Annotated in this window: 18 protein-coding genes; 9 read left to right on the forward strand and 9 right to left on the reverse strand. The window is 70.7% G+C overall.

The genetic code is table 11. From position 1 onward, the window contains the following. The first annotated feature begins 373 nt into the window (after positions 1–373). Positions 374–736, forward strand: a complete 363-nt coding sequence (locus AB0K03_RS40765) for a hypothetical protein (protein WP_364697426.1) — start codon at positions 374–376, stop codon at positions 734–736. 207 nt (positions 737–943) lie between these two features. Here AB0K03_RS40765 and serA read toward each other — a convergent pair whose 3' ends face one another. Beyond that, positions 944–2,545 (reverse strand): phosphoglycerate dehydrogenase, encoded by a 1,602-nt coding sequence (gene serA / locus AB0K03_RS40770; RefSeq protein ID WP_364697428.1) that lies wholly within the window; start codon positions 2,543–2,545, stop codon positions 944–946. A gap of 469 nt (positions 2,546–3,014) precedes the next feature. Here serA and AB0K03_RS40775 point away from each other — a divergent pair, with 469 nt between their 5' ends. After that, on the forward strand, positions 3,015–4,343 hold the full coding sequence (locus AB0K03_RS40775; RefSeq protein WP_364697431.1) for a hypothetical protein: 1,329 nt from the start codon (positions 3,015–3,017) through the stop codon (positions 4,341–4,343). Positions 4,344–4,923: 580 nt separating this feature from the next. Here the strand turns inward: AB0K03_RS40775 and ilvD are convergent. After that, on the reverse strand, positions 4,924–6,771 hold the full coding sequence (ilvD, locus tag AB0K03_RS40780; protein ID WP_364697434.1) for a dihydroxy-acid dehydratase: 1,848 nt from the start codon (positions 6,769–6,771) through the stop codon (positions 4,924–4,926). 76 nt (positions 6,772–6,847) lie between these two features. Here ilvD and AB0K03_RS40785 point away from each other — a divergent pair, with 76 nt between their 5' ends. The 5 genes from AB0K03_RS40785 to mpgS all read left to right on the forward strand — a co-directional run bounded on the left by AB0K03_RS40785 (position 6,848) and on the right by mpgS (position 14,224). Then, positions 6,848–9,244, forward strand: coding sequence for a bifunctional diguanylate cyclase/phosphodiesterase (locus AB0K03_RS40785; RefSeq protein ID WP_364697436.1), 2,397 nt, complete (start codon positions 6,848–6,850; stop codon positions 9,242–9,244). 146 nt (positions 9,245–9,390) lie between these two features. Beyond that, the gene (locus AB0K03_RS40790; RefSeq protein ID WP_364697439.1) at positions 9,391–11,223 is read left to right on the forward strand and encodes an acetolactate synthase large subunit; all 1,833 of its coding nucleotides are present in this window, start codon (positions 9,391–9,393) and stop codon (positions 11,221–11,223) included. Positions 11,224–11,228: 5 nt separating this feature from the next. Further along, positions 11,229–11,744 carry an acetolactate synthase small subunit gene (gene ilvN, locus AB0K03_RS40795; protein WP_199511952.1) on the forward strand — a complete coding sequence of 172 codons (516 nt, stop codon included), beginning with the start codon at positions 11,229–11,231 and terminating at the stop codon, positions 11,742–11,744. A 25-nt stretch (positions 11,745–11,769) separates the two neighbouring features. Then, complete coding sequence (gene ilvC / locus AB0K03_RS40800; protein ID WP_364697442.1) at positions 11,770–12,783, forward strand: ketol-acid reductoisomerase; 1,014 nt, start codon at positions 11,770–11,772, stop codon at positions 12,781–12,783. 178 nt (positions 12,784–12,961) lie between these two features. Further along, a complete protein-coding gene (gene mpgS / locus AB0K03_RS40805) occupies positions 12,962–14,224 on the forward strand; it encodes a mannosyl-3-phosphoglycerate synthase (protein ID WP_364697445.1) in 1,263 nt (420 codons plus the stop codon). Here mpgS and AB0K03_RS40810 read toward each other — a convergent pair. Genes AB0K03_RS40810 through AB0K03_RS40820 form a run of 3 tightly spaced genes read right to left on the reverse strand, consistent with a single transcriptional unit; the run spans position 14,221 to position 16,217 of the window. Beyond that, complete coding sequence (locus AB0K03_RS40810; RefSeq protein WP_364697448.1) at positions 14,221–15,405, reverse strand: RNA polymerase sigma factor; 1,185 nt, start codon at positions 15,403–15,405, stop codon at positions 14,221–14,223. The genes mpgS and AB0K03_RS40810 overlap by 4 nt on opposite strands. 5 nt (positions 15,406–15,410) lie before the next feature. After that, positions 15,411–15,767, reverse strand: coding sequence for a YciI family protein (locus tag AB0K03_RS40815; RefSeq protein WP_364697451.1), 357 nt, complete (start codon positions 15,765–15,767; stop codon positions 15,411–15,413). A 39-nt stretch (positions 15,768–15,806) separates the two neighbouring features. After that, complete coding sequence (locus tag AB0K03_RS40820; protein WP_364697454.1) at positions 15,807–16,217, reverse strand: DUF6069 family protein; 411 nt, start codon at positions 16,215–16,217, stop codon at positions 15,807–15,809. Positions 16,218–16,470: 253 nt separating this feature from the next. On the opposite strand from AB0K03_RS40820, the gene AB0K03_RS40825 reads away from it, so the two are divergent. Then, positions 16,471–17,883, forward strand: a complete 1,413-nt coding sequence (locus AB0K03_RS40825) for a methionine--tRNA ligase (protein WP_364697457.1) — start codon at positions 16,471–16,473, stop codon at positions 17,881–17,883. Here the strand turns inward: AB0K03_RS40825 and AB0K03_RS40830 are convergent. From AB0K03_RS40830 to AB0K03_RS40845, 4 genes are read right to left on the reverse strand one after another with little or no spacing between them, the layout of a single operon-like run. Beyond that, positions 17,867–20,260 carry a glycosyl hydrolase 2 galactose-binding domain-containing protein gene (locus AB0K03_RS40830; RefSeq protein ID WP_364697460.1) on the reverse strand — a complete coding sequence of 798 codons (2,394 nt, stop codon included), beginning with the start codon at positions 20,258–20,260 and terminating at the stop codon, positions 17,867–17,869. The two genes, AB0K03_RS40825 and AB0K03_RS40830, sit on opposite strands and share 17 nt — an antisense overlap. 49 nt (positions 20,261–20,309) lie before the next feature. Next, a complete protein-coding gene (locus AB0K03_RS40835) occupies positions 20,310–21,200 on the reverse strand; it encodes a carbohydrate ABC transporter permease (protein ID WP_364697463.1) in 891 nt (296 codons plus the stop codon). Continuing rightward, positions 21,197–22,192: a sugar ABC transporter permease gene (locus AB0K03_RS40840; RefSeq protein ID WP_364697466.1), complete on the reverse strand. Its 996-nt coding sequence runs from the start codon at positions 22,190–22,192 to the stop codon at positions 21,197–21,199. Before AB0K03_RS40840 ends, AB0K03_RS40835 begins: the two co-directional genes overlap by 4 nt. A gap of 60 nt (positions 22,193–22,252) precedes the next feature. After that, positions 22,253–23,536 carry an extracellular solute-binding protein gene (locus AB0K03_RS40845; RefSeq protein WP_364697469.1) on the reverse strand — a complete coding sequence of 428 codons (1,284 nt, stop codon included), beginning with the start codon at positions 23,534–23,536 and terminating at the stop codon, positions 22,253–22,255. A 328-nt stretch (positions 23,537–23,864) separates the two neighbouring features. On the opposite strand from AB0K03_RS40845, the gene AB0K03_RS40850 reads away from it, so the two are divergent. Beyond that, positions 23,865–24,884, forward strand: coding sequence for a LacI family DNA-binding transcriptional regulator (locus AB0K03_RS40850; RefSeq protein ID WP_364697472.1), 1,020 nt, complete (start codon positions 23,865–23,867; stop codon positions 24,882–24,884). The last annotated feature ends 194 nt before the right edge of the window (positions 24,885–25,078 follow it).

The raw sequence follows: 25,078 nt of genomic DNA on the forward strand, positions 1-25,078 counted from the left end.
GGGGGGGGGGCGGCGGCGGGGGGGGGGGGGGCGGCGGGGGGGGGGGCGGCGGCCGGCGGCGGCGGGCAGCGGGCAGCGGGCAGCGGGCAGCGGGCGGGCCGGCCTGCCGTCCGGCGGGGGCTGGACGCGAACAACCCCCGCGGATCGCGGCAACGATCGCGGGGGTTGTCACGACGAAAACGCGTGGCTCGCGCCCGCCGGGGGTGCACAACCGCGCGGAACGGCTGCGGAAATGTCACCCGAAGACACGTCCGCAACGCCCGCGCGGCAAGGACCAACGCTAGCGATGCGGACTAATGTCACGCAAGACGCATCCCCCGCGTGTCGGCGCGACAATGGGATCGAACGGCCACAGGTATGGCACCATGCGCCGGTGAGTTTCGACCTCGTGGTGTGGGCCATGGACAACGCGGACATGCCGGACGACGTGCGTGCCGCCAACGAGCGGTGTGCGCGCGGCGAGCACCCGCACCGCCCCGCCGACCCCCGCGTCGTCGCCTTCTATGACGCCCTGACCAGCACATACCCGGATCGCGGCCCCCGCGCGACCCTGGACGGTTCGCCGTGGGCGAGCGCACCGCTGCACGCCGCCGCGGACCACATCAAGATGCGGCTGGACGTGAACTGCCCGGACGAGGTCCTCGAGACCATCGAACGCCTCGCCGGCGAGCTCAACCTGGACCTGCTCGACCTGCAGGACGGCACGGTCTATCCACCGCCGGTGAAGGCCCGCTGAGCCGCCGGAGGCCTTGCTGACGGCCTCCGGACCTTGGCGTCAGCGCTGGCCGCGCCCCGGTGGTCGGCGCGACCCGGCGGCTCTGGTCGCGACCTGGCGGTCAGCCGTCGTCCCAACCGGCGGCCAGCCTTCGCCGCCACCCGGCACTCAGCCCTCGCCGCCGCCCGGCGGTCGACCGTCGCCGCGCCCCTGGGACGCGACCTGAGATCAGTCCTCGTCGCGCAGGTCCACGATGCTGCCGCGCGACGATCCGATCGCCTCGGCCACGGTGGACAGCAACTCCGCGTCGACCGATGAATCCACCGTCAGTGCCATCAGCGCCTCGCCGCCGGCTTCGCGGCGTGCCACCTGCATCGCCGCGATGTTGACGCCGGCCTCGCCGAGCACCGAGCCGAGGGCGCCCACCACGCCCGGGCGGTCCGCGTACCGGAAGAACAGCAGCACTCCGCCCGCGTCGAGCTCGAGGTCGAACTCGTCCACCCGGGTCAGTTTCCGGGACTCCCGGCCACCCCTCGCGCTCACGGTGCCCGCGACGCTCACCGTGCGGCCGTCGGGCAGCTCACCGCGTACGGTGACGAGGTTGTGATGGTCGGAGGCCTCGCGGTCGACGACCAGCTCGACCTCGACGCCGCGGTCCGCGGCCAGCTGCGGGGCGTTGACGTACGTGACCTGCTCCTCCACGACCGAGCTGAAGAGGCCTTTCGTCGCGGCCAGCTTGAGCACCGTGACGTCGTGCGAGACGATCTCGCCGAGCACCTCCACGGTGACGCTCGCCGCGATGCCGCCCGCCACCGCGGTGAAGACCTTGCCGAGCCGCTCCGCCAGCCCGAGCAGGGGCCGGACGTCCTCGTCGACGATCCCGCCGGCCTGCACGTTCACCGCGTCCGGCACGAACTCTCCCTGCAGCGCCAGCTTGACGCTGCGCGCCACGGCCAGGCCGGCCTTGTCCTGAGCCTCGACCGTCGAGGCGCCCAGGTGCGGTGTGACCACGACGTTGTCGAACGCGAACAGCGGGGACGACGTCGTCGGCTCGGTCACGAACACGTCGAGGCCGGCGCCGGCGACCCGCCCGTCGGCCAGGGCGTCGGCGAGCGCACGCTCGTCGACGAGGCCGCCGCGGGCGGCATTGACGATGCGTACGCCCGGCTTGACCGTCGCGAGCTCCTTCTCACCGATCAAGTTCAAGGTCTCGGGGGTACGCGGCAAGTGCACCGAGATGAAGTCGCTCTCGCGCAGCAGCTCGTCGAGCCCCACGAGCCGTACGCCGAGGTGCGCCGCGCGGGCCGGCTGCACGTACGGGTCGTACGCGATGAGCCGCGTGCCGAAGGCCGCCATGCGTTGCGCGAAGAGCACGCCGATGCGTCCCAGCCCGACCACCCCGACGGTCTTGCCCTGCAGCTCGACGCCGGTGTACGCGGCGCGCTTCCACTCACCGCGCTTGAGGGCCGCGCTGGCGCTCGCGGTGTGGCGTGCGACGGCGAGCAGCAGCGCGATGGCCTGCTCGGCGGCGGACACGATGTTCGACGTCGGCGCGTTGACCACCATGACGCCCCGGGCGGTGGCCGCCGCAACGTCCACATTGTCCAGTCCGACACCGGCGCGGGCGACCACCTTCAGCCGGGGCGCGACGGCGACCGCCTCGGCGTCGATACGCGTCGCGCTGCGCACGATGACCGCATCGGCGTCCGCCAATTCGGCGAGCAGGGCTGCGCGGTCGGTGCCGTCGACATGGCGTACGTCGAAATCGCAGGCCAGCACGTCCAGTGCGGCAGGGGCGAGTTCCTCGGCGATCAGTACGACAGGAGTCATGTGTCTCCATCCCGCAGGCCCTTTGCGCGATCGTAGGCAGGCGGGAGACCGGCCCATAATGTCTCTCCGTCGTGACGGCCGTCACTCAGCGGAAACCTTGCCGTAAGGGTGCCGCCGCCGCAATGGCAGTCAGCGACAGCGGGCGCCTGCTTACCGGCCGGTCGCCTGCTTACCCGCCGGTCGCCTGCTTACCCGCGGGTCGCCTGCTTACCGGCCGGGCGCCTGCTTGCTTGCCTGACGCCGCCGAAGCCGGACCAGCGCCGGCGGCCTGCAACCGCGGCAATGCCTGCCTTCCACCGGCGTCGAGTCTGGCATCGCGGCGGGAGGCCGGCCGGGGTTATCCACAGTCCGCCGAATCGAGCGGCGGCGATCCGTGGGACGCTGGATGCGGTTATCCACAGGCGCCGTTGTCCACAGGACGCCAGAGCAGGCACCCGCCGCCCGGGCCCGGCCCGCTAACCTGCCCTGCATGACGACGCCACCCGAAGACGAGCACGACGAGGACCACATGCCGGCGGTGCCGGAGCCGCCCCGGCGCGTGCCTTTCGGCGTGGCCGTGGCCACCGGCTTCCTCGGCCTGCTGACCGTCCTGCTCCTGATCGGCGCGACGGCCACTCTCACCACGTCCGGCCTGTACCGGGACACGGTGGGCGAGGCGGCGGCCGAGGGCCTCGGGACTGTTCTCATCGCCGTCAGCGCGGTCCTGGTGGCGGCGTCCGCGTGGGCCTTCGTTCGCAACGGCAACACGATCGCGTCGATGGTCGCCGGCGGCCTCACCATGCTGGCGGGCCTGATCTGCCTCATCCAGGGCGTCATGAGCGACACGGACGCCGAGGGCGTACGGGTGGGCGTCGTGGCGCTCGCGATCGGTCTGGGCATCACGCTGCCACCGCTGGTCGGCCACGGCCCGCTCTACCTCGCGGCGCGACGCGTCTGGGCCAAGGCCGAACGGGAGTGGCTGCAGGACATGGCCACATCGGACAGTCCGCCGGCGGCGCCGCCCCAGCCGTGGGGTCAGCCGTGGACGCCGTACCCGGCGACGCAGCAGCAACAGGCCTGGCCGCAGCAGCAGACTTGGTCCGGGCCCGGGCCATACCAAGGGCAGCCGGGGCCTTACCAGGGCCAGCCGGGGCCGCAGTATCCGCCGCCGCAGCCGCAAACACAGGCGCAGCAGGGGACATATCAGCCGCTGCAGCATCAGGGCCAGGCCTGGACGTCACCGCACCCGTTCGACTACCAGGGCATGCCGCAGCCGTCACCGCAGCCGTTCGACCCCCAAGGCACGCCGCAGCCGTCACCGCAGCCGTTCGACCCCCAAGGCACGCCGCAGCCGTCACCGCAGCCGTTCGACCCCCAAGGCACGCCGCAGCCGTCACCCGGCCCGATCTGGCCCGCCGGGGAAGCGCCCGCCTCGGCCCCGCCCACCTCGTCCGCAGCTCCCGCCACGCCGGCCTCAGCGCCACCGGTTCTGTCGACCGCGCCCGCGTCGGCTGAACCGGGCCCGTCTGCGGCCAACACCGCGCCGACCTCAGCGCCACCGCTGCCGCCAGCGGCGCCCGCGGCACCCGGGGCGCCGGCCTCAGTGCCACCGGTTCGTTCAGCGGCACCGGCCGCATATGCACCAACACCTCAGGTTCCGCCTGCGGAGGCGCCCCAGGTTCCGTATTCCGGTCCGCCGCACGCAGCTGCCCAGCAGGCGCCGACCGAGCACATCCGCACGGACAGTGCCCCGCCGCCACTTCCGACCTCGAGCACTGCCCCGGCCGAGACACCGCAGACCACGCCACCCACCGGCTGACACCACCGCCGCGCCGTCCGGCAACACCGTCGCCTGGAACGGCGGGCCTTTCGCTGTGGCAGAGAGGCCGAATGCGCCCAGGCCGGCGGCAGGAGAACACCGTTCGGCGTCGGCCAGCAGAACGTCGGCGGCCAACCAACAGCACACCGCCAGCCAACAGCACGCCCGCGACCAACAGCACACCACCCGCCTGCCAACAGCACGCCACCCGCCGACCAACAAGACGCCGCCCGCCGGCCGGCAGCACGCCGCCCATCGGCGGAAACAGGCCGGCCGCCGGCAAGCAATGCGCCGGCCGATGGCTCACGCCCAGACAGCGACCCGGCCCTCTGCCGATGGCTCACGCCCAGACAGCGACTCGGCCCTCTGCCGATGGCTTACGCCCTGCGGGGTGGTTCGAGCGCGGTAGCCAGGGCCGGAGCGGTCGTGAGCCCGGCGGACGTGCGACCGGCCCGGCCACCCACGGAGATCCGTGTGCGACCGGGCCGGTCGGTGCTGCGTCTGTCGCGCCGGTGTGCGCGTACCTGTATCGGTTTCGCGGTCGGCGGGCCTGCTCCTGCATCGGTTTCGCGGTCGGGGATTACTCCGGCACGCGGCGGTAGGCGCCGTCGCTGGCGCTCGTGGCCATCGAGGCGTAGGCCCGGAGGGCCGCCGAGACCGGGCGTTGGCGGTCGAGCGGCGTGTACGGCTTCGGCCGGGCTTCCTCGTCGTGGCGGCGCTGGGCCAGTTCCTCGTCCGGGACGTTGAGGGTGATCGAGCGGCCGGGGATGTCGATGGTGATCTCGTCGCCGGTGCGGACCAGGGCGATGAGGCCGCCCGAGGCCGCTTCCGGGGAGATGTGGCCGATCGACAGGCCCGAGGTGCCGCCGGAGAAGCGGCCGTCGGTGATGAGGGCGCAGGCTTTGCCGAGGCCTCGGCCCTTGAGGAAGCTGGTCGGGTACAGCATTTCCTGCATGCCGGGGCCGCCGCGGGGGCCCTCGTAGCGGATGACCACGACGTCGCCCTCGACGACCTGTTTGCCGAGGATGCCCTCGACTGCGGCGTCCTGGGATTCGAAGACGCGGGCCGGGCCCGTGAACTTCCACAGCGACTCGTCGACGCCCGCCGTCTTCACGACGCAGCCGTCCGGGGCGAGGTTGCCGAAGAGGATGGCGAGGCCGCCGTCGGCCGTGTACGCGTGCTCGACCGAGCGGATGCAGCCCTCGGCCGCGTCGGTGTCGAGGGTCGCCCAGCGGTTGGTCGTCGAGAAGGGCTGCGTCGTGCGGACGCCGCCCGGGGCCGCGTGGAAGAGCTCGAGGGCTTCCGGGGTGGGTGAGCCGCCGCGGATGTCCCAGGCGTCCAGCCAGCTCTGCAGGTCGGGCGAGTGGACCGCACGCACGTCCGTCTTCAGCGCGCCGCCTCGGTTGAGCTCGCCGAGGAGGGCCGGGATGCCGCCCGCGCGGTGGACGTCCTCCATGTGGTACTTGACGCTGTTCGGCGCGACCTTCGACAGGCAGGGGACCCGGCGCGAGACCGCGTCGATGTCGGCGACGCTGAAGTCGAGCTCCGCCTCGCGGGCCGCGGCCAGCAGGTGCAGGACCGTGTTGGTGGAGCCGCCCATCGCCACGTCCAGGGCGACGGCGTTCTCGAAGGCGTCGCGGTTGGCGATGCTGCGGGGCAGCACGGAGGTGTCGTCGTTCTCGTAGTACTGCTTGGCGATCTCGACGATCAGCGAGCCGGCCTTCTCGAAGAGCGCCTTGCGGGAGGCGTGCGTGGCCAGCGTCGAGCCGTTGCCGGGCAGCGCCAGGCCGATCGCCTCGGTGAGGCAGTTCATCGAGTTGGCGGTGAACATGCCGGAGCAGGAGCCGCAGGTGGGGCACGCCGAGCGCTCGATCGTGCCGAGCTGCTCCTCGGTGACGTTCTCGTTGGCGCTGGCCGACATGGCGTCGATCAGGTCGAGCTTCTCGTGCACGATGCCCTCGATGGCGACCGTCTTGCCGGCCTCCATGGGGCCGCCGGAGACGAACACCGTGGGGATGTTGAGCCGCAGCGCGGCGATCAGCATGCCCGGGGTGATCTTGTCGCAGTTCGAGATGCAGACCAGGGCGTCGGCGCAGTGCGCGTTGACCATGTACTCGACCGCGTCGGCGATCAGCTCGCGGCTGGGCAGCGAGTAGAGCATGCCGCCGTGGCCCATCGCGATGCCGTCGTCGACCGCGATGGTGTTGAACTCGCGGCCCACGCCGCCCGCCTCGGCGACCGCGTCGGCCACGAGGCCGCCGAGGTCCTTGAGGTGCACATGCCCGGGTACGAACTGGGTGTAGCTGTTGGCGATCGCGACGATGGGCTTGCCGAAGTCGTCGTCGGTCATGCCGGTGGCGCGCCAGAGGGCGCGGGCGCCGGCCATCGTCCGGCCGTGGGTCGAGGTCCGGGAACGCAGCTCAGGCATTACTACATACTGCCACCGCCGGGGCGGTGCGGACCCGAACCGGTATCGAGGATGTCCACCCCTCGGGATACCGAAAATGATCCCGGTACGGCAGAGTGTTTCCGTGCACTCACCGTCCGGCGTGGAGCTGGCCGGGCTGGCGAGCCTCGTCGTCGCCGTCCCGGCCGTCGCTCTGCTGGGCAACTCCGGCCGCAAGCACACCGGCGCCGCCCGGCGGGCCCACCTGCTGCTCGCCGCCGGCGCCGCGGTGGCCACGGGGGCGGCCCTCGCCGGTCTGGTCAGCGCCTTGTTCCTCGCTCACGGGTCCGCGCGTACGCTCGGCCAGGCCGTGGCGGCGGGCATGACCCTGGGCACACTCACCCTGCTGGCCGGCACGCTCATGCTGCCCGGGGCCGCGGAGAGCCGGCGCGCCGCGCTGCGGCATCTGCTCGACGGGCTCATCATCGCGGCGGCGGTCTGGTTCGTGGGCTGGATCCTCGTCACCGAACCCACCCGGATCCTCGGCGATCTCACCCCGATGGGCTGCCTCTCGATGCTGCTCGGCGCGGGCGTCGCCACGATCGCCTTCGGGCTCACCACCATCCTCGCCATGCACGCGCACCGCCCGCGTCACATCACCGTGCGGACGTCGGCCGGCGTCACCCTCGTCGCCGTCGCAGCCACCGCCCTGCCGGGCGGCATCTGTCAGAGCTCCCCCACCGCGATCCTGCTCGGCGCGATGCTGCTCCCCGCCGGGCTGGTCGTGGTCGCCCGCGCGGTCAAGATCGCGGACCGCCCGGTCACGGTCACCCGGGACGTCATCCAGCGCGGGACCGGGTACGCCTTCGTGCCGATGGCGGCCATGGTGCTCACCGGCACCTACCACCTGCTCGCCGGCGGCGAGTTCGGCGGGTTCGGCTTCATCGGCGCCAGCGTCGAGGGCTTCGCCCTGGTCGGCCGGCAGTATCTGGCCCTGGGCGACGTGAAGAGCTACACCCTGCGGCTGCGCCAGCGGGAGGCGCACTTCCGCGAGCTCGCCCACACCGACCCGCTCACCGGGCTCGCCAACCGCCGCGGCCTGGTCCGGGCTCTGCGTGAGCCCGCCTCCCGGCAGCGGCCGCGCACGCTGATCGGCCTCGACCTGGACGGCTTCAAGAACGTCAACGACATGCGCGGGCACGACGTGGGCGACGCGGTCCTCGCCGAGGTGGGCAACCGGCTGCGCGCCAACCTGCGTACCGGGGACGTGGCCGCGCGGCTGGGTGGCGACGAGTTCGCGGTGCTGATGTGGGCCTCGCCGGAGGAGGCGATGGCTGCCGGGCAGAGGCTGCTCGCCGTGCTCTGCGAGCCGTACGAGACGGACGAAGGATCGGTGTTCCTGTCGGCCAGCGTCGGCGTCGCGGCCTCCCCGGCCCCCGGCGACACCGGCGAGCTGATGCGCGACGCCGATCTCGCGTTGCGGTACGCCAAACAGCGCGGAAAGAACCGCGTGGAGCGCTACCAGAAGCGCTACGACGAGCTCCTGCGCCGGCACAGCGTGCTGGAGAACGAGCTGCGCCACGCGATCGAGCGCGAGCAGTTGCGCCTGGTGTTCCAGCCGGTGGTCGCGCTGCCTTCCGTACGCCCGGTCGGCGCCGAGGCGCTGTTGCGCTGGCACCACCCGGAGCTCGGCGCGGTCCGCCCGGACGAGTTCATCCCGGTCGCCGAGGAGTCCGGGCTGATCAACATGCTGGGCGGCTGGGTGCTGGATCAGGCGTGCGCGCAGCTGTCCCAGTGGCTCGCCGCCGGGCACGACGTCTGGGTGTCGGTGAACCTCTCCCCCAAGGAGCTGCACGCCGCCGACTACGCCGGTCAGGTGGCGGGCGTGCTGGAGAAGTACGGCGTACCGCCCCAGCGGCTGGTGCTGGAGGTGACCGAGCACGCCGTCGCCACGGACATGGACGAGCTGATCCGCGGGCTCGTCGAGCTGCGCTCCACCGGCGTGCGCATCGCGCTGGACGACTTCGGCGCCGGCTACTCGTCGCTCGGGCAGCTGCGCAACCTCCCCGTCGACATTCTCAAGATCGACCATGCGCTGGTGGCCGAGCCGGAGTCGCGTACGGGCACCGCCGCGCCGCTGGTCGACGTCGTCGTCCGGCTCGGGCACCGGCTGGGCCTGGAGGTGCTCGCGGAGGGCATCGGCACCCCCGCCCAGCGCGAGGTCGTCGAGGAGGCGGGGTGCCGGCTGGGCCAGGGTTCGCTGTTCGGCTGGGGTGTGCCGGCCGAGCATCTGGAGGCGCAGCTGCGTACGGCGCGGTCCACGGCCACGCGCGCGGTCCCGGCACCGCGCAGCCGCCCCGCCAAGGCGGCACCGAGCGCCCCGGCGCGCAGCCAGATCGTCATGCTCGGCCCCGGGATGCGGCAGGTCCGGGCGGTGCTCCCGACCGACCCGGCCTTTTCGGGTGACCAGGATGTGAGATCAGTTGACGCACCCCGTGAGATGGGGCAGTCTTAGCCGCATGTGTTCGTCGTTCCTCGTACTTAGTTGAGCGCGCTGCCCCCGAGCTCCTGGGCAGTGCGCTAGGTCCCGTGCGTAAGCACGAGGGCCTTTTTTGTTGCGCGAAGAACGACACCCGAACCCGAACGAAGGTCTGAATCGCCATGACGAGACCCACGCCCGAGACCCTCGCCAACCGTGCCACCCCGGCCACCGTCGCGGCCGCCGCCGGCGCCTCGGCCGTAGCCCCGATCTCCCCGGTGCCGGTCACCGGGGCCGGATCGCTCGTGCGGTCGCTCGAGGCCCTCGGCGTCGAGGTCGCCTTCGGCATCCCCGGCGGGGCGATCCTGCCGGCGTACGACCCGCTGTACGACTCGAAGGTGCGGCACATCCTGGTCCGCCACGAGCAGGGCGCGGGCCACGCCGCCACCGGGTACGCGCAGGCCACCGGCAAGGTCGGCGTCTGCATCGCCACCTCCGGCCCGGGCGCGACCAACCTGGTGACGCCGATCGCGGACGCGTACATGGACTCGGTGCCGATCGTCGCGATCACCGGTCAGGTCGCGCGGCCGGCGATCGGCACGGACGCCTTCCAGGAGGCGGACATCCAGGGCATCACGCTGCCGATCACGAAGCACAACTTCCTGATCCAGTCGGCGGAGGAGATCCCGCAGATCATGGCGGAGGCCTTCCACCTCGCGTCGACCGGCCGGCCCGGCCCGGTGCTCGTCGACATCCCGAAGGACGTGCTGCAGGCGCAGACCACGTTCTCCTGGCCGCCGACGCTGGAGCTGCCCGGCTACCGGCCCACCCTGCACCCGCACGGCAAGCAGATCCGCGAGGCGGCCCGGCTGATCGCCGCGGCCAAGCGCCCCGTGCTGTACGTCGGCGGCGGCGTGCTCAAGGCCGGCGCGACCGACGGGCTGCGCAAGCTCGCCGAGGTCACCGGCATCCCGGTCGTCACCACGCTGATGGCGCTCGGCGCGTTCCCCGACTCGCACCCGCAGCACCTGGGCATGCCCGGCATGCACGGCACGGTCCCCGCGGTGTACGCGCTGCAGAAGGCGGACCTGCTGGTCACCCTCGGCGCCCGCTTCGACGACCGGGTCACCGGCAAGCTCGACTCGTTCGCACCGGACGCCAAGGTCGTGCACGCCGACATCGACCCGGCCGAGATCGGCAAGAACCGGCACGCGGACGTCCCGATCGTCGGCGACGCGCGGCACGTCATCGACGAGCTGATCGCGGCGGTGTCCGGCACGGCTACCGGCATCTCGGCGTACGAGCCGTGGTGGGCGCAGCTGAACGACCTGCGGCAGCGCTACCCGCTGGGCTACGACGAGCCGACCGACGGCACGCTGGCGCCGCAGTACGTGATCGAGCGCATTGGCGAGCTGGTCGGCCCGGACGCGGTCTACGTCGCGGGCGTGGGGCAGCACCAGATGTGGGCGTCGCAGTTCATCAAGTACGAGAAGCCCGGCACCTGGCTGAACTCGGGCGGCGCCGGCACGATGGGCTACGCCGTTCCCGCCGCGATGGGCGCCAAGGTCGGCCGGCCGGACACCCAGGTGTGGGGCATCGACGGCGACGGCTGCTTCCAGATGACCAACCAGGAGCTGGCCACCTGCGCCCTCGAGGGCATCCCGGTGAAGATCGCCGTGATCAACAACGGCAACCTGGGCATGGTCCGGCAGTGGCAGACCCTGTTCTACGAGGGCCGCTACTCCAACACCGAGCTGGGCACCCACAAGCACCGCATCCCCGACTTCGTGAAGCTCGCCGAGGCGCTGGGCTGCGTCGGCCTGCGCTGCGAGTCGAAGGCGGACGTGGACGCGACGATCAAGGCCGCGATGGAGATCAACGACCGGCCGGTCGTCATCGACTTCACGGTCGGCAAGGACGCCATGGTGTGGCCCATGGTGGCCGCCGGCACCAGCAACGACGAGATCATGTTCGCCCGGGACGTGCGCCCGAACTTCGACGAGGACGACCTGTGACCACCATGAACAAGCACACCCTCTCCGTGCTGGTCGAGAACAAGCCCGGCGTGCTCGCGCGGGTCAGCGGGCTGTTCTCGCGACGCAGCTTCAACATCGATTCGCTGGCGGTGGGCGAGACGGAGAACCCGGACGTCTCCCGCATCACGATCGTGGTCAACGCCGACTCCTCACCCCTGGAGCAGGTGACCAAGCAGCTCAACAAGCTGGTGAACGTCCTGAAGATCGTCGAGCTGGACCCGCAGCAGTCGGTCCAGCGCGAGCTCCTGCTGGTCAAGGTGCGCGCCGACCGCGCGGTGCGCGGGCAGGTGCTCGAGACGGTCGAGCTGTTCAGGGCGAAGGTGATCGACGTCGCACCGGACACCCTCACGATCGAGGCGACCGGCAACCCCGACAAGCTGGACGCGCTGCTGCGCGACCTCGAGCCGTTCGGCATCAAGGAGATGGTGCAGTCCGGCCTCGTGGCCATCGGCCGCGGCTCCCGCTCCATCACCACCGGCCCCGCGCTGCGCGCGGCGTAGTACTCAGAAACCTCGAGAGGAAATCATGACCGTCGAAACCTTCTACGACGACGACGCTGATCTGTCCATCATCCAGGGGCGCAAGGTCGCCGTCATCGGGTACGGCAGCCAGGGCCACGCGCACTCGCTGTCGCTGCGCGACTCGGGGGTCGAGGTGGTGGTCGGCCTGAAGGAGGGCTCCAAGAGCCGTCCCAAGGCCGAGGAGCAAGGGCTGCGGGTGCTGACCCCGGCCGAGGCGTCCGAGTGGGCCGACGTGATCATGCTGCTCGCCCCGGACACCGCGCAGCGCAAGATCTACGCCGAGTCCATCGAGCCGCACCTCACCGAGGGCAAGGCGCTCTTCTTCGGCCACGGCCTCAACATCCGCTTCGAGCTCATCAAGCCCCCGGCGAACGTGGACGTGGCCATGGTCGCCCCCAAGGGCCCGGGCCACCTCGTCCGCCGCCAGTACGTGGACGGCAAGGGCGTGCCCGCGCTCATCGCCGTGGAGCAGGACGCCTCCGGCAACGCCCAGGCGCTCGCCCTGTCGTACGCGAAGGCCATCGGCGGCACCCGCGCCGGCGTCATCAAGACGACGTTCAAGGAGGAGACGGAGACCGACCTCTTCGGCGAGCAGGCCGTCCTCTGCGGCGGCACGGCCGCGCTGGTGCAGACCGGCTTCGAGGTCCTCACCGAGGCCGGATACGCCCCGGAGATCGCCTACTTCGAGTGCCTGCACGAGCTGAAGCTGATCGTCGACCTCATGTACGAGGGCGGCATCTCGCGGATGCGCTACAGCGTCTCGGACACCGCCGAGTTCGGTGACTACGTCAGCGGCCCGCGCGTGATCAACGCCTCCGTCAAGGAGGAGATGAAGAAGATCCTCGCGGAGATCCAGTCCGGCGAGTTCACCCGGGCGCTCATCGCCGACGACGAGGCCGGCGGCACCCGCCTGCAGCAGTACCGCAAGGAGGGCGCCGAGCACCCCATCGAGGTGACCGGCAAGAAGCTGCGCGACATGATGAGCTGGGTGGACCGGCCGATCACCGAAACCGCCTGATTCTTTCCCGCCCCGCGCCGGGTCAGGAGGTCCTCGCGACCGCCTGATCCGGCGTTTTGCGTCACCATTCGATTACCTGAAACGTGGGTGTTACGTCCCGCTTACCTGTTCGGCGTCGTCATCGAATTGTGCATTGATGACGGGCCTTTGGATGGTGTGCAACAGGTAGCCTCGCCGCATGCGACTGGCTGATTCTTTCCGGAGTGAGCGCTTCGGCGCGGTCCGGATCCACGAGCTACAGAGGGTGATCGAGCTCGACTCGGGCGCCGTGCACGACCCCGACCGGCCGGGCCTTTCGGCTGGTGGCAGGGTCGTGCCACCAGACGCACTGCGCGCTGTCGAGTCGCAGATGGTCATCGTCGTGCCGTGCATGAATGAGACACGAAGCGTCATTGAGGGAGTGCTCTCCGGCATTCCGCATGACTGCCTCATCGTGCTGGTCTCCAACAGCGACAAGCTGCCGGTCGACCGGTACGAGATCGAGGCGCAAACGCTCGAACATTTCTGCCGGCTCGCGGGCCGCTCCGCCGTCGCCGTGCACCAGAAAGATCCCGGCGTCGCGGCGGCCTTCAAAGCGGCGGGCATGCCGGAGCTCCTCGGCGACGACGGGCTCGTCCGCAACGGCAAGGGCGAGGCGATGCTCATCGGCATGGCGGTCGCGGCCATGACCGGCCGCCGATACCTGGGCTACGTCGACGCCGACAACTACGTCCCGGGGGCGGTCCACGAATACTGCAAGGTGTACGCGGCCGGCCTGCACCTGGCCGGGAGCCCGTACTCGATGGTCCGCATCTCGTGGCATTCCAAGCCGAAGCTGCGCGACGGCCGGCTCTTCTTCAGCCGTCGGGGCCGCAGCTCGCAGATCACCAACGAATGGCTCAACCGCTTCCTCGCCGAATACTCCGGCTTCGGCACGGAGGTGATCGCGACGGGCAACGCGGGCGAGCACGCGATGACCCTGGACCTGGGGCTGAAGCTGCGGCTCGCGGGTGGCTTCGCGGTCGAACCGTACGAGTACATGGACCTTTTCGAGCAGTTCGGCGGCGTGCTGGAGAGCAACGACCCGGACGTGACGGCGGGCTCGGTGCCGGTCCTGCAGATCGAGACGAGGAACCCGCACTTCCACGACAACAAGGGCGAGGAACACGTCCAGGGCATGCGCATGCAGGCGCTGAACGTCATCTACCACTCGCCGGTCACGCTCCCGGCGGTCCGCCAGGCCATCGTCGACTTCATGGTGTCGCAGGGTGCGCTCGAGGTCGGCCAGGAGCCGCCGCGCGAACGGGTCTACCCGCCGGTGGGCAGCCTCGACTTCGAGCTGCTGTACGACGGCCTGGACGCCGAGGCGCTGACGTTCCGGCAGTTCGACGGGCGGGCGTCGGCAGGACTGCCGCCGTTCCCCCCGATTGAACGGCACTCCATCCCGCGCTCCGCGGTCTAGATGTCGAGGGCGGCTCTGCGGGCCGTCAGGAACGTCCGTTCGGTCTCGGTGCCGGCCAGCGCGATCGCCTCGTCGTAGGCGGCCGCGGCCTCGGCGACCCGGCCGAGCCGGACGAGCAGGTCGGCGCGCGTCGCCGGGAGCAGGTGGTATCCCGGTAGTTCCACACCCTCCAGCGCGGCGAGGGCCATGGCCGGCCCGTGCACCTCGGCGACCGCGACCGCGCGGTTCAGCGCCACGATCGGCGTCGGCAGCACCGCCTGGAGCTGGTCGTACAGGGCCAGGACCTGAGTCCAGTCGGTGGCGTCGCCGTCGGTGTGCACGGCGTTGATCGCCGCCTGGATCTGGTACGGACCCGGCCGGTTGCGCCGCAGGCAGCGCCGGACCAGCTCGTGCCCCTCGGCGATGAGCGCCCGGTTCCACAATGACCGGTCCTGGTCCGGCAGCAGCACCAGCTCGCCGCCGGGGCCGAGCCGGGCCGGGCGGCGCGCCTCGGTGAGCAGCAGCAGGGCCAGCAGACCCAGCACCTCCGGCTCGTCGGGCATCAACGCGGCGAGCTCACGGGCGAGCCGGATCGCCTCGGCGCAGAGGTCGGTCCTGATCAACGGGCCGGTGGTGGCCGCGTACCCCTCGTTGAACATCAGGTAGAGCACGGTCAGCACCGGTGCCAGCCGGTCCGGCAGCTCCTCGGCGGCCGGCACCCGGTACGGGATCCGCGCGTCGCGGATCTTTTTCTTGGCGCGCACGATGCGCTGGGCGATGGTCGGCTCCGGCACCAGGTATGCCCGGGCGATCTCCGGCACCTCCAGCCCGGCCAGCAGGCGCAGGGTGAGGGCGGTCCGCGCGTCCGGCGACAGCGCCGGGTGGCAGCAGGTGAAGATGAGCCGGAGCTGGTCGTCGCGCACCGGTCCCACCTCCTCGGGTTCGTCGCGCTGGTGCAGCAGCAGTGCCTGGGCGTGCCGGGCCTCCCGCGTCGACTCGCGCCGGAGCCGGTCGATGGCCCGGTTGCGGGCGGTCGTCACGATCCAGGCGCCGGGGTTCGGCGGCAGGGAGTCCCACTTCTCCACGGCCACCGCGAAGGCATCCTGGACGGCCTCCTCGGCGAGGTTGATGTCACCGAGGAGGCGTACCAGCGTGGCGACGCAGCGGCCGTACTCGGCCCGGTAGACGCTGTCCAGATCCATGTCGCTCAGGCGGCCGGCTCGTCCTCGAAGGGCCGTACCTCGACCGGGCCCATGCAGGCTTCGGAGCACCTCGCGGCCCAGGCGAGCGCCTCGTCGAGATCCGCGCACTGCAGCACCCAGAACCCGCCGAGCTGCTCCTTGGTCTCGGCGAACGGGCCGTCGGTCATCGTGGTGGTGCCGCCCTCGGTGCGGACGACGGTGGCGCTGTCCGCCGGCTTGAGCCCGCCGGCGAAGACCCACGCGCCGGCGGTCCTGATCTCCTCGTTGATGCGGTCGACCTGGTCGAACATCTTCTGCATGACGTCCGGCGCCGGCGCCGGCTCGCCCTCGACCATGTGTACGGCGAGCAGGTACTGCTTCATGGGAGTCCTCCAGTGACTAGACGGTGACATGGTGACAGTTCAGACGGCGAGGCGGCGGGCGACAGCCGGGATCACGATCGCGGCGGCCACGAGGTGCGTGAGCATCAGCAGCGCCTTGGTGGCCGGCGCGGCGTCCACGATCACGTCCGGGACCAGCGACAGGACGGTCAGCGCCACCGTCGTCCGCACGAACGCGCGCCGCGGGTGCCGGGCCGTACGCGACAGCACGGCCGCGAGCACCAGCCCGACCAGCGAGAAGATCGCGGTCAGCGTGCCGAACCCGGCGATCGGGATCGGGGCGCCGCCCACGTTCAGGGAGATGCCCGCCGCGTGACCACCGGCGGCCACGGCCATCGTGGCGGCGCTCGCGGCGGCGATGGCGACCGCGCCCGTGAGGGCCAGCGCGCCGAGTCCGGTGGTCGTCTTGGCGGTGGTGACGGTGGTGGTCATGGTGCCCTCCGGTGAACTCTGCCGGACCGGCTCCGTACCGGTCTCTCACCAGGGCTACGAAAGCGGCCGCCCCCGATCGACACGTCCGCAGAAATTTTCTGGAGAAGTTTTCCGGCGGGCGGCATGCTGGGCGCATGCAGCCGAGCCACGCCGTCATGATGCGCCCGTTCGCGGGCTCTGTCGGCGTGCTCTAGACCGATCAGTCCCCGCCTCGCGGCGGGGACTGCGCAGCGGGCGGGGCGGAAGAGGGACCATGACCTTCTACGTCACCACCGCCATTCCGTACGTCAACGCGGCGCCGCACCTGGGGCACGCGCTGGAGCTCGTGCAGGCCGATGTGCTCGCCCGGCATCGGCGCGCGCGGGGCGAGGACGTCCGCTTCCTCACCGGCACCGACGACAACGCCCTGAAGAACGTGACGGCCGCGCGGGCGGCCGGCGTGCCCGTCCGGGACTTCGTCGCCTCGAACGGGGACCGGTTCGCCGCGCTGCGCGAGCCGCTCGAGCTGTCGTTCGACGACTTCATCCGTACGTCCGAAGCCCGCCATGCGCAGGGGGTCGTCGCGCTGTGGGAGCGGTCGCGCAAGGACTTCTACCGCCGTGGCTACACCCGCCTGTATTGCGGTGGCTGCGAGCAGTTCCTCGACACGGACTCGTGCGCGGAACACGATGCGCCGCCGGAGCGGGTCAGTGAGGAGAACTGGTTCTTCCGCTTGTCGCGCTACGAGGACCAGATCCTGTATCTGCTGGAGAACGACATCGTCCACATTGAACCCGCGGCGCGGCGGAACGAGGTGCTGTCGTTCGTCCGCGCGGGCCTGCAGGACATCAGCGTCTCCCGCTCGGCCGTGCGGGCCGGGGGCTGGGGCATTCCCGTACCCGGCGACCCGGATCAGGTCGTCTACGTGTGGTGGGACGCCCTTGCCAACTATGTGACCTCGCTGGGCGGCGGGGAGGCGTACCGGAAATGGTGGGCCGGGAACGGTGAGCGGGTGCACGTGATCGGCAAGGGAATCGTGCGCTTCCACGCCGTCTACTGGCTGGCGCTGCTGCTCTCCGCGGGCGAGCCGCTGCCGACCACGATCCTCGTGCACGACTACCTCACCGTGGACGGCGCCAAACTGTCGAAGAGCGCCGGCAACGCGGTCGATCCGATCGAGCTGGCCGGCCGCTTCGGAGTGGACGCGCTGCGCTGGTGGCTGCTGCGCGAGGTGGCTCCGCTGGGCGACACGGACTTCACCGCCGAGCGCCTGATCCACCGGCACGACCTCGATCTGGCCAACGGCATCGGCAACCTGGTCAACCGTACGGCGAGCCTCGCGTGGCGCGACGGCATCCGGCCGGCGCCGTACCGCAGCGACCTGCCGGAGCGGGTGGACCGGGCGCTGCATGTCGGTGACTTCCGCGCGGCGGCCGAGGCCATCACGGACGAGGTGGCGAACGGCAACCGGGTCGTGGAAGTCGAACGACCATGGCGGCTGGCCGGAGCCCACCGCGCCGAGGTCGTGGGCGAGCTGCTCGGCCGCTGTCTGACCATTGTGGACGAACTGGAGCCGTTCCTGCCGTCGGCCGCCGCACGGCTCCGGACGCAGCTGTCGCTGGACGGACCGCCGCGCCCGGCCTTCGGGAGGCTGGGCGCGGCGGGTTCCGTCACGCCAGGTCGTTGACGCAGCGGAGGACCGGGCGGGCGGTCAGTGCGGCCGGGTCCAGCGCGGCCGCGCCTCGTACCCGGAAGGTCGTCGACTCTCCCGGCAGCAGCGTCACGCCCGCCTCGTCGGCCTCCGCGGCCGGGTCGAGGCGGTCGGCCTGGAGCGTGACGTCGCGGAGGATCGTCTGGGCCGTGACCGTCACGTGGGTTTCCGCGCCCGCTTCGGTGACGGTCGTGTCGTACTTGGCCGACGGCCAGGCGATGTCGCGGTCCTCGGCGAAGAACCACCAGGCGCGCTGGTCCCCCGCCTCGGCGACCAGCAGCTCGGCCGTCGCGTCGCCCGGCTGGGCGAGCTGCGGGGGCAACGGCAGGGTGGTGGCCGTGCCCGGTGCGACGGTTGCGCCGAGCGCCGCCTCGGCCTCCACGACCCCGCTGAGGGTACGGCGGGAGACCGTCGCTGACACCACCCACGACTCGGCGGAGTCGTTCACCGCCACCAGGGCGAGCCCGCCGTCGCGTGGTTGCACCGTGAGGAGCCGGGGTGCGAACGAGCGGCGCAGCGCGTACCAGAGGGGTTTCCTGCGGCCGTCGCCGTCGACCGCCGCCCAGGAGGTGACCGGCCAGCAGTCGTTGAGCTGCCACATGATGGCGCCCATGCAGTACGGCCGCAGCGAGCGGAAGTGCTCGATGCCCAGCGACAGCGCCCGTGCCTGATTGAGTTGCGTCAGGTAGTGCCAGTCGTCGAAGTCGCGGGGCTGCGGCAGGTGGGCGTCGAGCCCGCGCTGCAGCTTCGCGTCACCGTTGCCGGCTTTCTGGTGCGCGCGCATGCCGGGTGAGTCGTGCGCGAGCGGGTCGTCGGACAGCGCGCGGCGCAGGGTCGCGTACGCGGGCGGCGCCTGGTAGCCGAACTCCGCCACGAACCGCGGCCGGTACGCGCGGTACTTCGTGTAGTCGTCGGTGTTCCAGACGTCCCAGATGTGCATGGTGCCGTACGCGGGATCGTTGGGGTGCTTGTCCTCCCGCCCGGACCACGGGCTGCCGGGCCAGTAGAACCGGCTCGGGTCCTCCTCGGCGCAGATGCCGGCGAGCACGTCGAAGTAGTAGCCGGCGCCCCACGTACGGCCGTCGAGGTCCTGCTTCCAGCCCCAGTCCTCGTGGCCCCAGATGTTCTCGTTGTTGCCGGTCCACATCACCAGGCTCGGGTGCGACGCGAGCCGGACGACGTTCTCCCGCGCCTCCGCCGCCACCTCGGTCGCGAACGGCTCCTCCTCCGGGTACGCGGCGCAGGCGAACAGGAAGTCCTGCCCCACCATGAGGCCGAGCTCGTCGGCGAGGTCGTAGAAGTCCTCGGATTCGTACCGGCCGCCGCCCCACACGCGCAGGTAGTTGACGTTCGCGCCGATCGCCTGCCGGAAGCGGGTCTCGAGCCGGTCGCGGGTGACCCGGTTGGCGAACACGTCGTCGGGGATCCAGTTGATCCCACGGACGAACACCGGCACATCGTTGACGACGACGGTGAAAGCGCCGTCGGTGGTGTCGACGCGGACCGAGCGGAAACCGACCTTGCGGCTCCAGGAGTCCAGTGTGTCGCCGGCCGCCCCGGTCAGGGTCACGTCGAGGTCGTAACGGGGCTGGTCCCCGTACCCGATCGGCCACCAGAGCTCGGGATCGGCGACCGTGAGCGTCACGACGGCCTCGTCGGACTCCGTGGTGGTCTCCCCGCGCTCGCCCGCGACCGTGGCGGTGACGGTGACCGGGCCGGGGGTGTCGCGTTCGACGCGCACCCGGACCTCGACCGTGCCGGCGCCGTCGGCGACCGTGACCTGCGGGCGCACCTCGGCGAGCCGGGCGGCCGACCAGCTGTGCAGGCCGATCGGCTGCCAGATGCCGGCGGTGACCAGCGTGGGACCCCAGTCCCAGCCGAAGTTGCAGGCCGTCTTGCGGATGAAGTTGAACGGTTCCGGGTACGCGTTCGGCCGGTCGCCGAGCCGGTCACGTTGGGCCTCGGCGTACGCGTAGGCCGACTCGAAGCGGACGACCAGCTCGTTGCCGCCGGCGCGCAACGCCTCCCGGACGTCGAAGCGGTAGCCGCGGTGCATGTTGGCGGTGCGGCCCAGCTCGACGCCGTTGAGTGTGATCGTGGCGACCGCGTCGAGGCCGTCGCAGACGAGGTCGACGCGGCCGTCGCCGGGCTCGTACCCGAAGGTCGTGCGGTACTCCCAGTCGGTGCGGCCGATCCAGGCGAGCTTCTTCTCGTTCTCGTCGAGGTACGGATCCTCGATGAGGCCGGCGGCGAGCAGGTCGGTGTGCACACAGCCGGGCACGGCGGCGGCGACGCCGGAGACGTCGCCGCCGCTGAGGGTCCAGCCGTCGTGCAGGGATCGGTACGCGGTCACAGGACTCCCTCTACTTGCCCGCGGCGGAAAACCGAAGGTGAAGCGCAGTTCAAGACTTCACGGCACCTTCCATGATCCCCCGGACGATCTGCCTGCCGCCCATCACGAGCAGGACCAGCAGCGGAAGGGTGGCCATGAACGCGCCCGCGAGCACCCGCCGGTAGATCACGTAGTTGCCGCTCGCGAGGTCGGAGAGGGCGACCATCGACGTCGGGAACTCGGTGCCGTTCAGCGTGATGAGCGGCCATTGGAACTCGTTCCACGTCGCCACGAACGTGAGCAGGCCGAGCACCGCCAGCGCGGGCCGGATCGCCGGCACCACGATGCTCCAGTAGATCCGCAACGTCAGCGCCCCGTCCATCCGGGCGGACTCGACCAGTTCGTCGGGTACGGCGTGCAGGATGAACTGGCGCATGTAGAACACGCCGAACGCGCTGACGAGGAACGGCGCGATGACCGCGAGCAGGGTGCCGTTCCAGCCGAGCTTGCCCATGAGGATGTAGAGCGCCACCACGCCGAGCTGGTTGGGCACGGTCAGGGTGAGGATCACGACGATCATGAGCGGGTCGCGGCCCTTGAAGCGCAGCTTGGCGAAGGCGAACCCGGCCAGCGAGCAGAAGAACAGCGTCGACACGGTCACGACGGCCGCGACGATGAAGCTGTTGATCAGAGACGCGGTGAAGTAGACGTCCTGCATCGTGAAGACTTCGCGCAGGTTCGTCATGAGCTGGTTGCCCGGGACCACGGACGGCGGGGTCTGCGAGACCGCCTCGTCGGTGCTCGTCGCGATCACGAACATCCAGTAGAGCGGGAACGCCGACACGAGCAGGAACGCGACCAGGGCCACGTAGGTGGTCCAGGTGCCGCGGGTGTCCTGAGGCGCGCGGCCGATCTCCCGGGGCCGCCGCTTGCCGGGCGCGGGTGCGGTCACGGTGGTCATCGCCGGCCTCCTCCGAGACGGTTGGTGATGAAAGCGTTGATGCCGGCGACGACCAGGATGATCAGGAAGAGCGCCCAGGACATCGCGGCCGCGTACCCGAGGTCGAGGTCCTTCCAGCCGACCTTGTAGATGAGCTGCGCGATGGTCTGCCACTGGCTGTCCGAGCCACCCGTCGCGGCGGCCGGATTCTCCTCGAAGAGCATGGGCTCGTTGAAGAGCTGCAGCCCGCCGATCGACGAGAGGACGACCGTGAAGACCAGGACCGGCTGGATCATCGGTACGGTGATCCGCCACAGCTGGCGCCACGGTCCGGCGCCGTCGACCGCCGCCGCCTCGTAGACGTCCTTCGGGATCGACTGCATCGCCGACAGGTAGAGCAGGGCGTTGTAGCCGATCCACTTCCAGTTGACCATCGTGGCGATGGCGATCCAGGAGCTCCACTTGTACGCGCGCCAGTCCAGCGGCTGGTTCAGGTCGTTGAAGCCGACCAGCGACAGCAGCCAGTTGGCCATGCCGTTGTCGCGGGAGAAGAACACGGCGAAGACCAGCGTGGACGCGGCCACCGGGGTCACGTACGGCAGCAGCACACCGACCCGCCAGAACGTGGTGCCGCGCAGCTTGCGGTTGAGCAGGTTCGCGACCATCAGCGCGATCAGCAGCTGCGGCACCGTGGAGAGGATGAAGATGCCGAACGTGTTGCCGAGCGCGTTCCAGAAGTCCTCGTCGTGCACGAGCCGCTCGAAGTTGGCGAAGCCGGCCCAGCCGTCCAGGTCGGGGTCGTCGAGGCGCCAGTTCCGCAGCGCCACGATCCCGTTGAAGATGATCGGGAAAAGCCCGAAGACGGCGAAGAGCAGGAAGAACGGCGAGATGAACAGGTACGGCGTGCGCTTGGTGTCGAACCGGTAGAACCACAGCTTGCGCTTCGGCGGGGTGGCCGGCGGGCGGGGTTCCGAGACGTCGAGCACCGGCGGGGCGTTGCGGGTGAGGGACACAACAACTCCTTCGGAGCGAGGGGGCGGCCCGCGCGGGCCGCCCCCTGGATCAGATTTCCGTCAGGAGTTGGCGGCCTTCTGGGCTTCCTTGACCGCCTCCGGCCATGCCTTGTCCGGCGAGAGGGAGCCCTGCTGCACCCGGGTGATCACGTTCTCCACCGCGACGCGGGTCGGGCCGTTCTTCTTGCCGAGGTACTGCGGCTTCAGGTTCTCGGCCGTGGAGGCGAAGATCTGCCCGGTCGGCGCGTTGCTCATGAACTCCTTCTTGTAGTCCAGCACCGCGGGGTCCTTGTACAGGGCCGGCTGCGAGGGCAGGTTGCCGACGGTCTTGAAGACCTCGATCTGCTGCTGCGGCTGGATCATCCACTCGACGAACTTGTACGCCTCGTCGACGTTCTTGCCCTGCTTGGGGATGGTCCACCAGGAGCCGCCCCAGTTACCGCCGCCGCCGGGGATCGTGGCGATGTCCCACTTGCCCTTCTGCTCGGGGGCGGTGTCCTGGATGTGGCCGAGCATCCACGCCGGGCAGGCCAGCACGGCGAACTGGTCCTTCTTGAAGCCCTGGTCCCAGTTGGGCTGGAAGCTGGCGAGGTTCGCCGACAGGCCGGCCTTGATCGCGTTCATGCTGACGTCGAACGCGACCTTGGGGCCGCCGTCCATCTGCAGCTGCTCCTGCTCGTTGTAGAAGCCCTGCGGCTGCTGCGCGAGCACGGGGTTGAACATGTTGGTGCCGGAGTCGACGAACTTCTTCTTCGTCTTGGACACGTACTGCTTGCCGACGTTGATGAAGTCGTCCCAGGTCGTCCAGAGCTTGGAGACCTCGGCGCGGTCGGTGGGCAGGCCGGCCGCCTTGAACAGGTCGGTGCGGTAGCACATGGCCAGACCGCCGACGTCGGTGCCGAGGCCGATCTGCTGACCGTCCTTGGACATCGACTGCTGCCACTTCCACGGCAGGTACTTCGACTCGTACGAGCTGGCGCCCTTGTCCAGCAGGTTGACGAACTTGTCGGACTGGCCGCGGAACTGGACGATGAAGCCCTCGTCGATCGCGGAGATGTCCGGCGCGCCGCTGCCCGCGACGAGCTTCTTCTGCAGGTCCTCGTGCTGGGCGTTGTACTCGCCCGAGTTGAGCACGATCTTGACGTTGGGGTGGTCCTTCTCGTACGCGGCCTTGAGCTTGTCCAGGCCCATGTCGCCCCAGAAGTTGACCTTCAGCGTGATCTGCCCGTCGGCCGCCTTGTCGCTGCCGCCCTCCAGGCTCTGCCCGCTGCAGCCCGAGATCGCCAGCGTGCCCGCGAGACCCGCGGCGACCAGCGCCCAGCCCCGCCTGCCGAACCGTGTCATAGCTCCTCCACCCGAAGGGAATATGTCGAGAGAAATTACTGAACCGGATAAGTGACGTGACCGTATGCCGCGTCACATCCACTGTCAATACCGTGTTACGTGTCCGTGTCCAACGGCGTCTTCAACCGCTACCAGCTGGACTAAAGCCCATAAAACAGGCAAGCACTGTTGCTCCTTGCTTGTGGCCTGTAACACTTAACCGATCAAGCGGTCAGCGGTCGCCGAGGTCATCCCGGGGCCAGGTAGCGTGAGAGCGCTCCACCAGGGTTTGCTATGAGCAGTGCAGGTCCGGTTCAGGTCCGGTCCGGGTCAAGGAGAGGGCGGGCGAGTGAAGCGGCCGACGATCGCCGACATCGCGCGGCGGGCCGGGGTGTCCAAAGGGGCGGTGTCGTACGCGCTGAACGGGCAGCCGGGCGTCTCCGAGGCGACCCGGCAGCGGATCGTGGCCATCGCCCAGGAGATCGGCTTCAACCCCAACAGCGCCGCGCGGGCCCTGTCCGGCGCGCGCGCCCGGGCCGTCGGCCTGACCCTGTGCCGGCCCGCCCGCATCCTCAGCATCGAGCCGTTCTTCATGGGCCTGATCAGCGGCTTCGAACAGGAGCTCGCGGCCCGCTCGTACGCGCTCACCCTGCAGGTCGTGGCCACCCCGCAGAACGAGACCGAGGTCTACCGCCGCTGGTGGGGCGAGCGCCGCGTCGACGGCGTCTTCGTCACCGACCTGCGCGAGAACGACATCCGCATCCCGGTCCTCAACGAGCTCCAGCTCCCGGCCGTGGTCATCGGCGGCCCCGGCGACACCGGCAACCTGACCCAGCTCTGGTCCGACGACGCCGGCGCGATCACCGAGGCGGTCCGCTACCTGATGGCCCTCGGCCACCGCCGGATCGCCCGCGTCGGCGGCCTCCCGGATCTGCTGCACACCCGCGTCCGGACCAAGGCGTTCACCGAGGTCTGCGCGTCCCTCGGCCTCAACGAGGCGATCACCGTGCCGTCCGACTACACCGGCGAGGAGGGCGGCCGCGCCACCCGCCGGCTGCTCATCGAGGCGGAACGCCCCACGGCGATCATCTACGACAACGACGTGATGGCCGTGGCCGGCCTGTCGGTGGCCCAGGAGATGGGCCTGTCCGTGCCCGGCGACCTGTCGATCGTCGCCTGGGACGACTCCCCGCTGTGCTCCCTCGTCCACCCGCCGCTGACCGCACTGAGCCGCGACATCGCCGCGTACGGCGCTCACGCGGCCCGGCAGCTACTCGCGGCCATCGCGGGCGAGCCGGTCAAGGACGAGGAAGAGGGCACGGCACATCTGACGCCACGGGGCAGCACAGCCCCACCCCGCGACAGCTGACGACGGACGCCGGCGCGGCGGCCCGCGCCGGCAACGCGGGGTCGGGCCGCGGAAATTCCGCCCGGGCGCCGCACCTCGGCCCGGGCACCGCACCCCAGCCCGGCCACCGCACCCCAGCCCGGCCACCGCACCCCAGCCCGGCCACCGCACCCCAGCCCGGCCACCCCTCACCAGCCCGGCCAGCGCTCGCAGGC

This window comes from Actinoplanes sp. NPDC049316 (genome assembly GCF_040677315.1).
Lineage (GTDB): Bacteria > Actinomycetota > Actinomycetes > Mycobacteriales > Micromonosporaceae > Actinoplanes.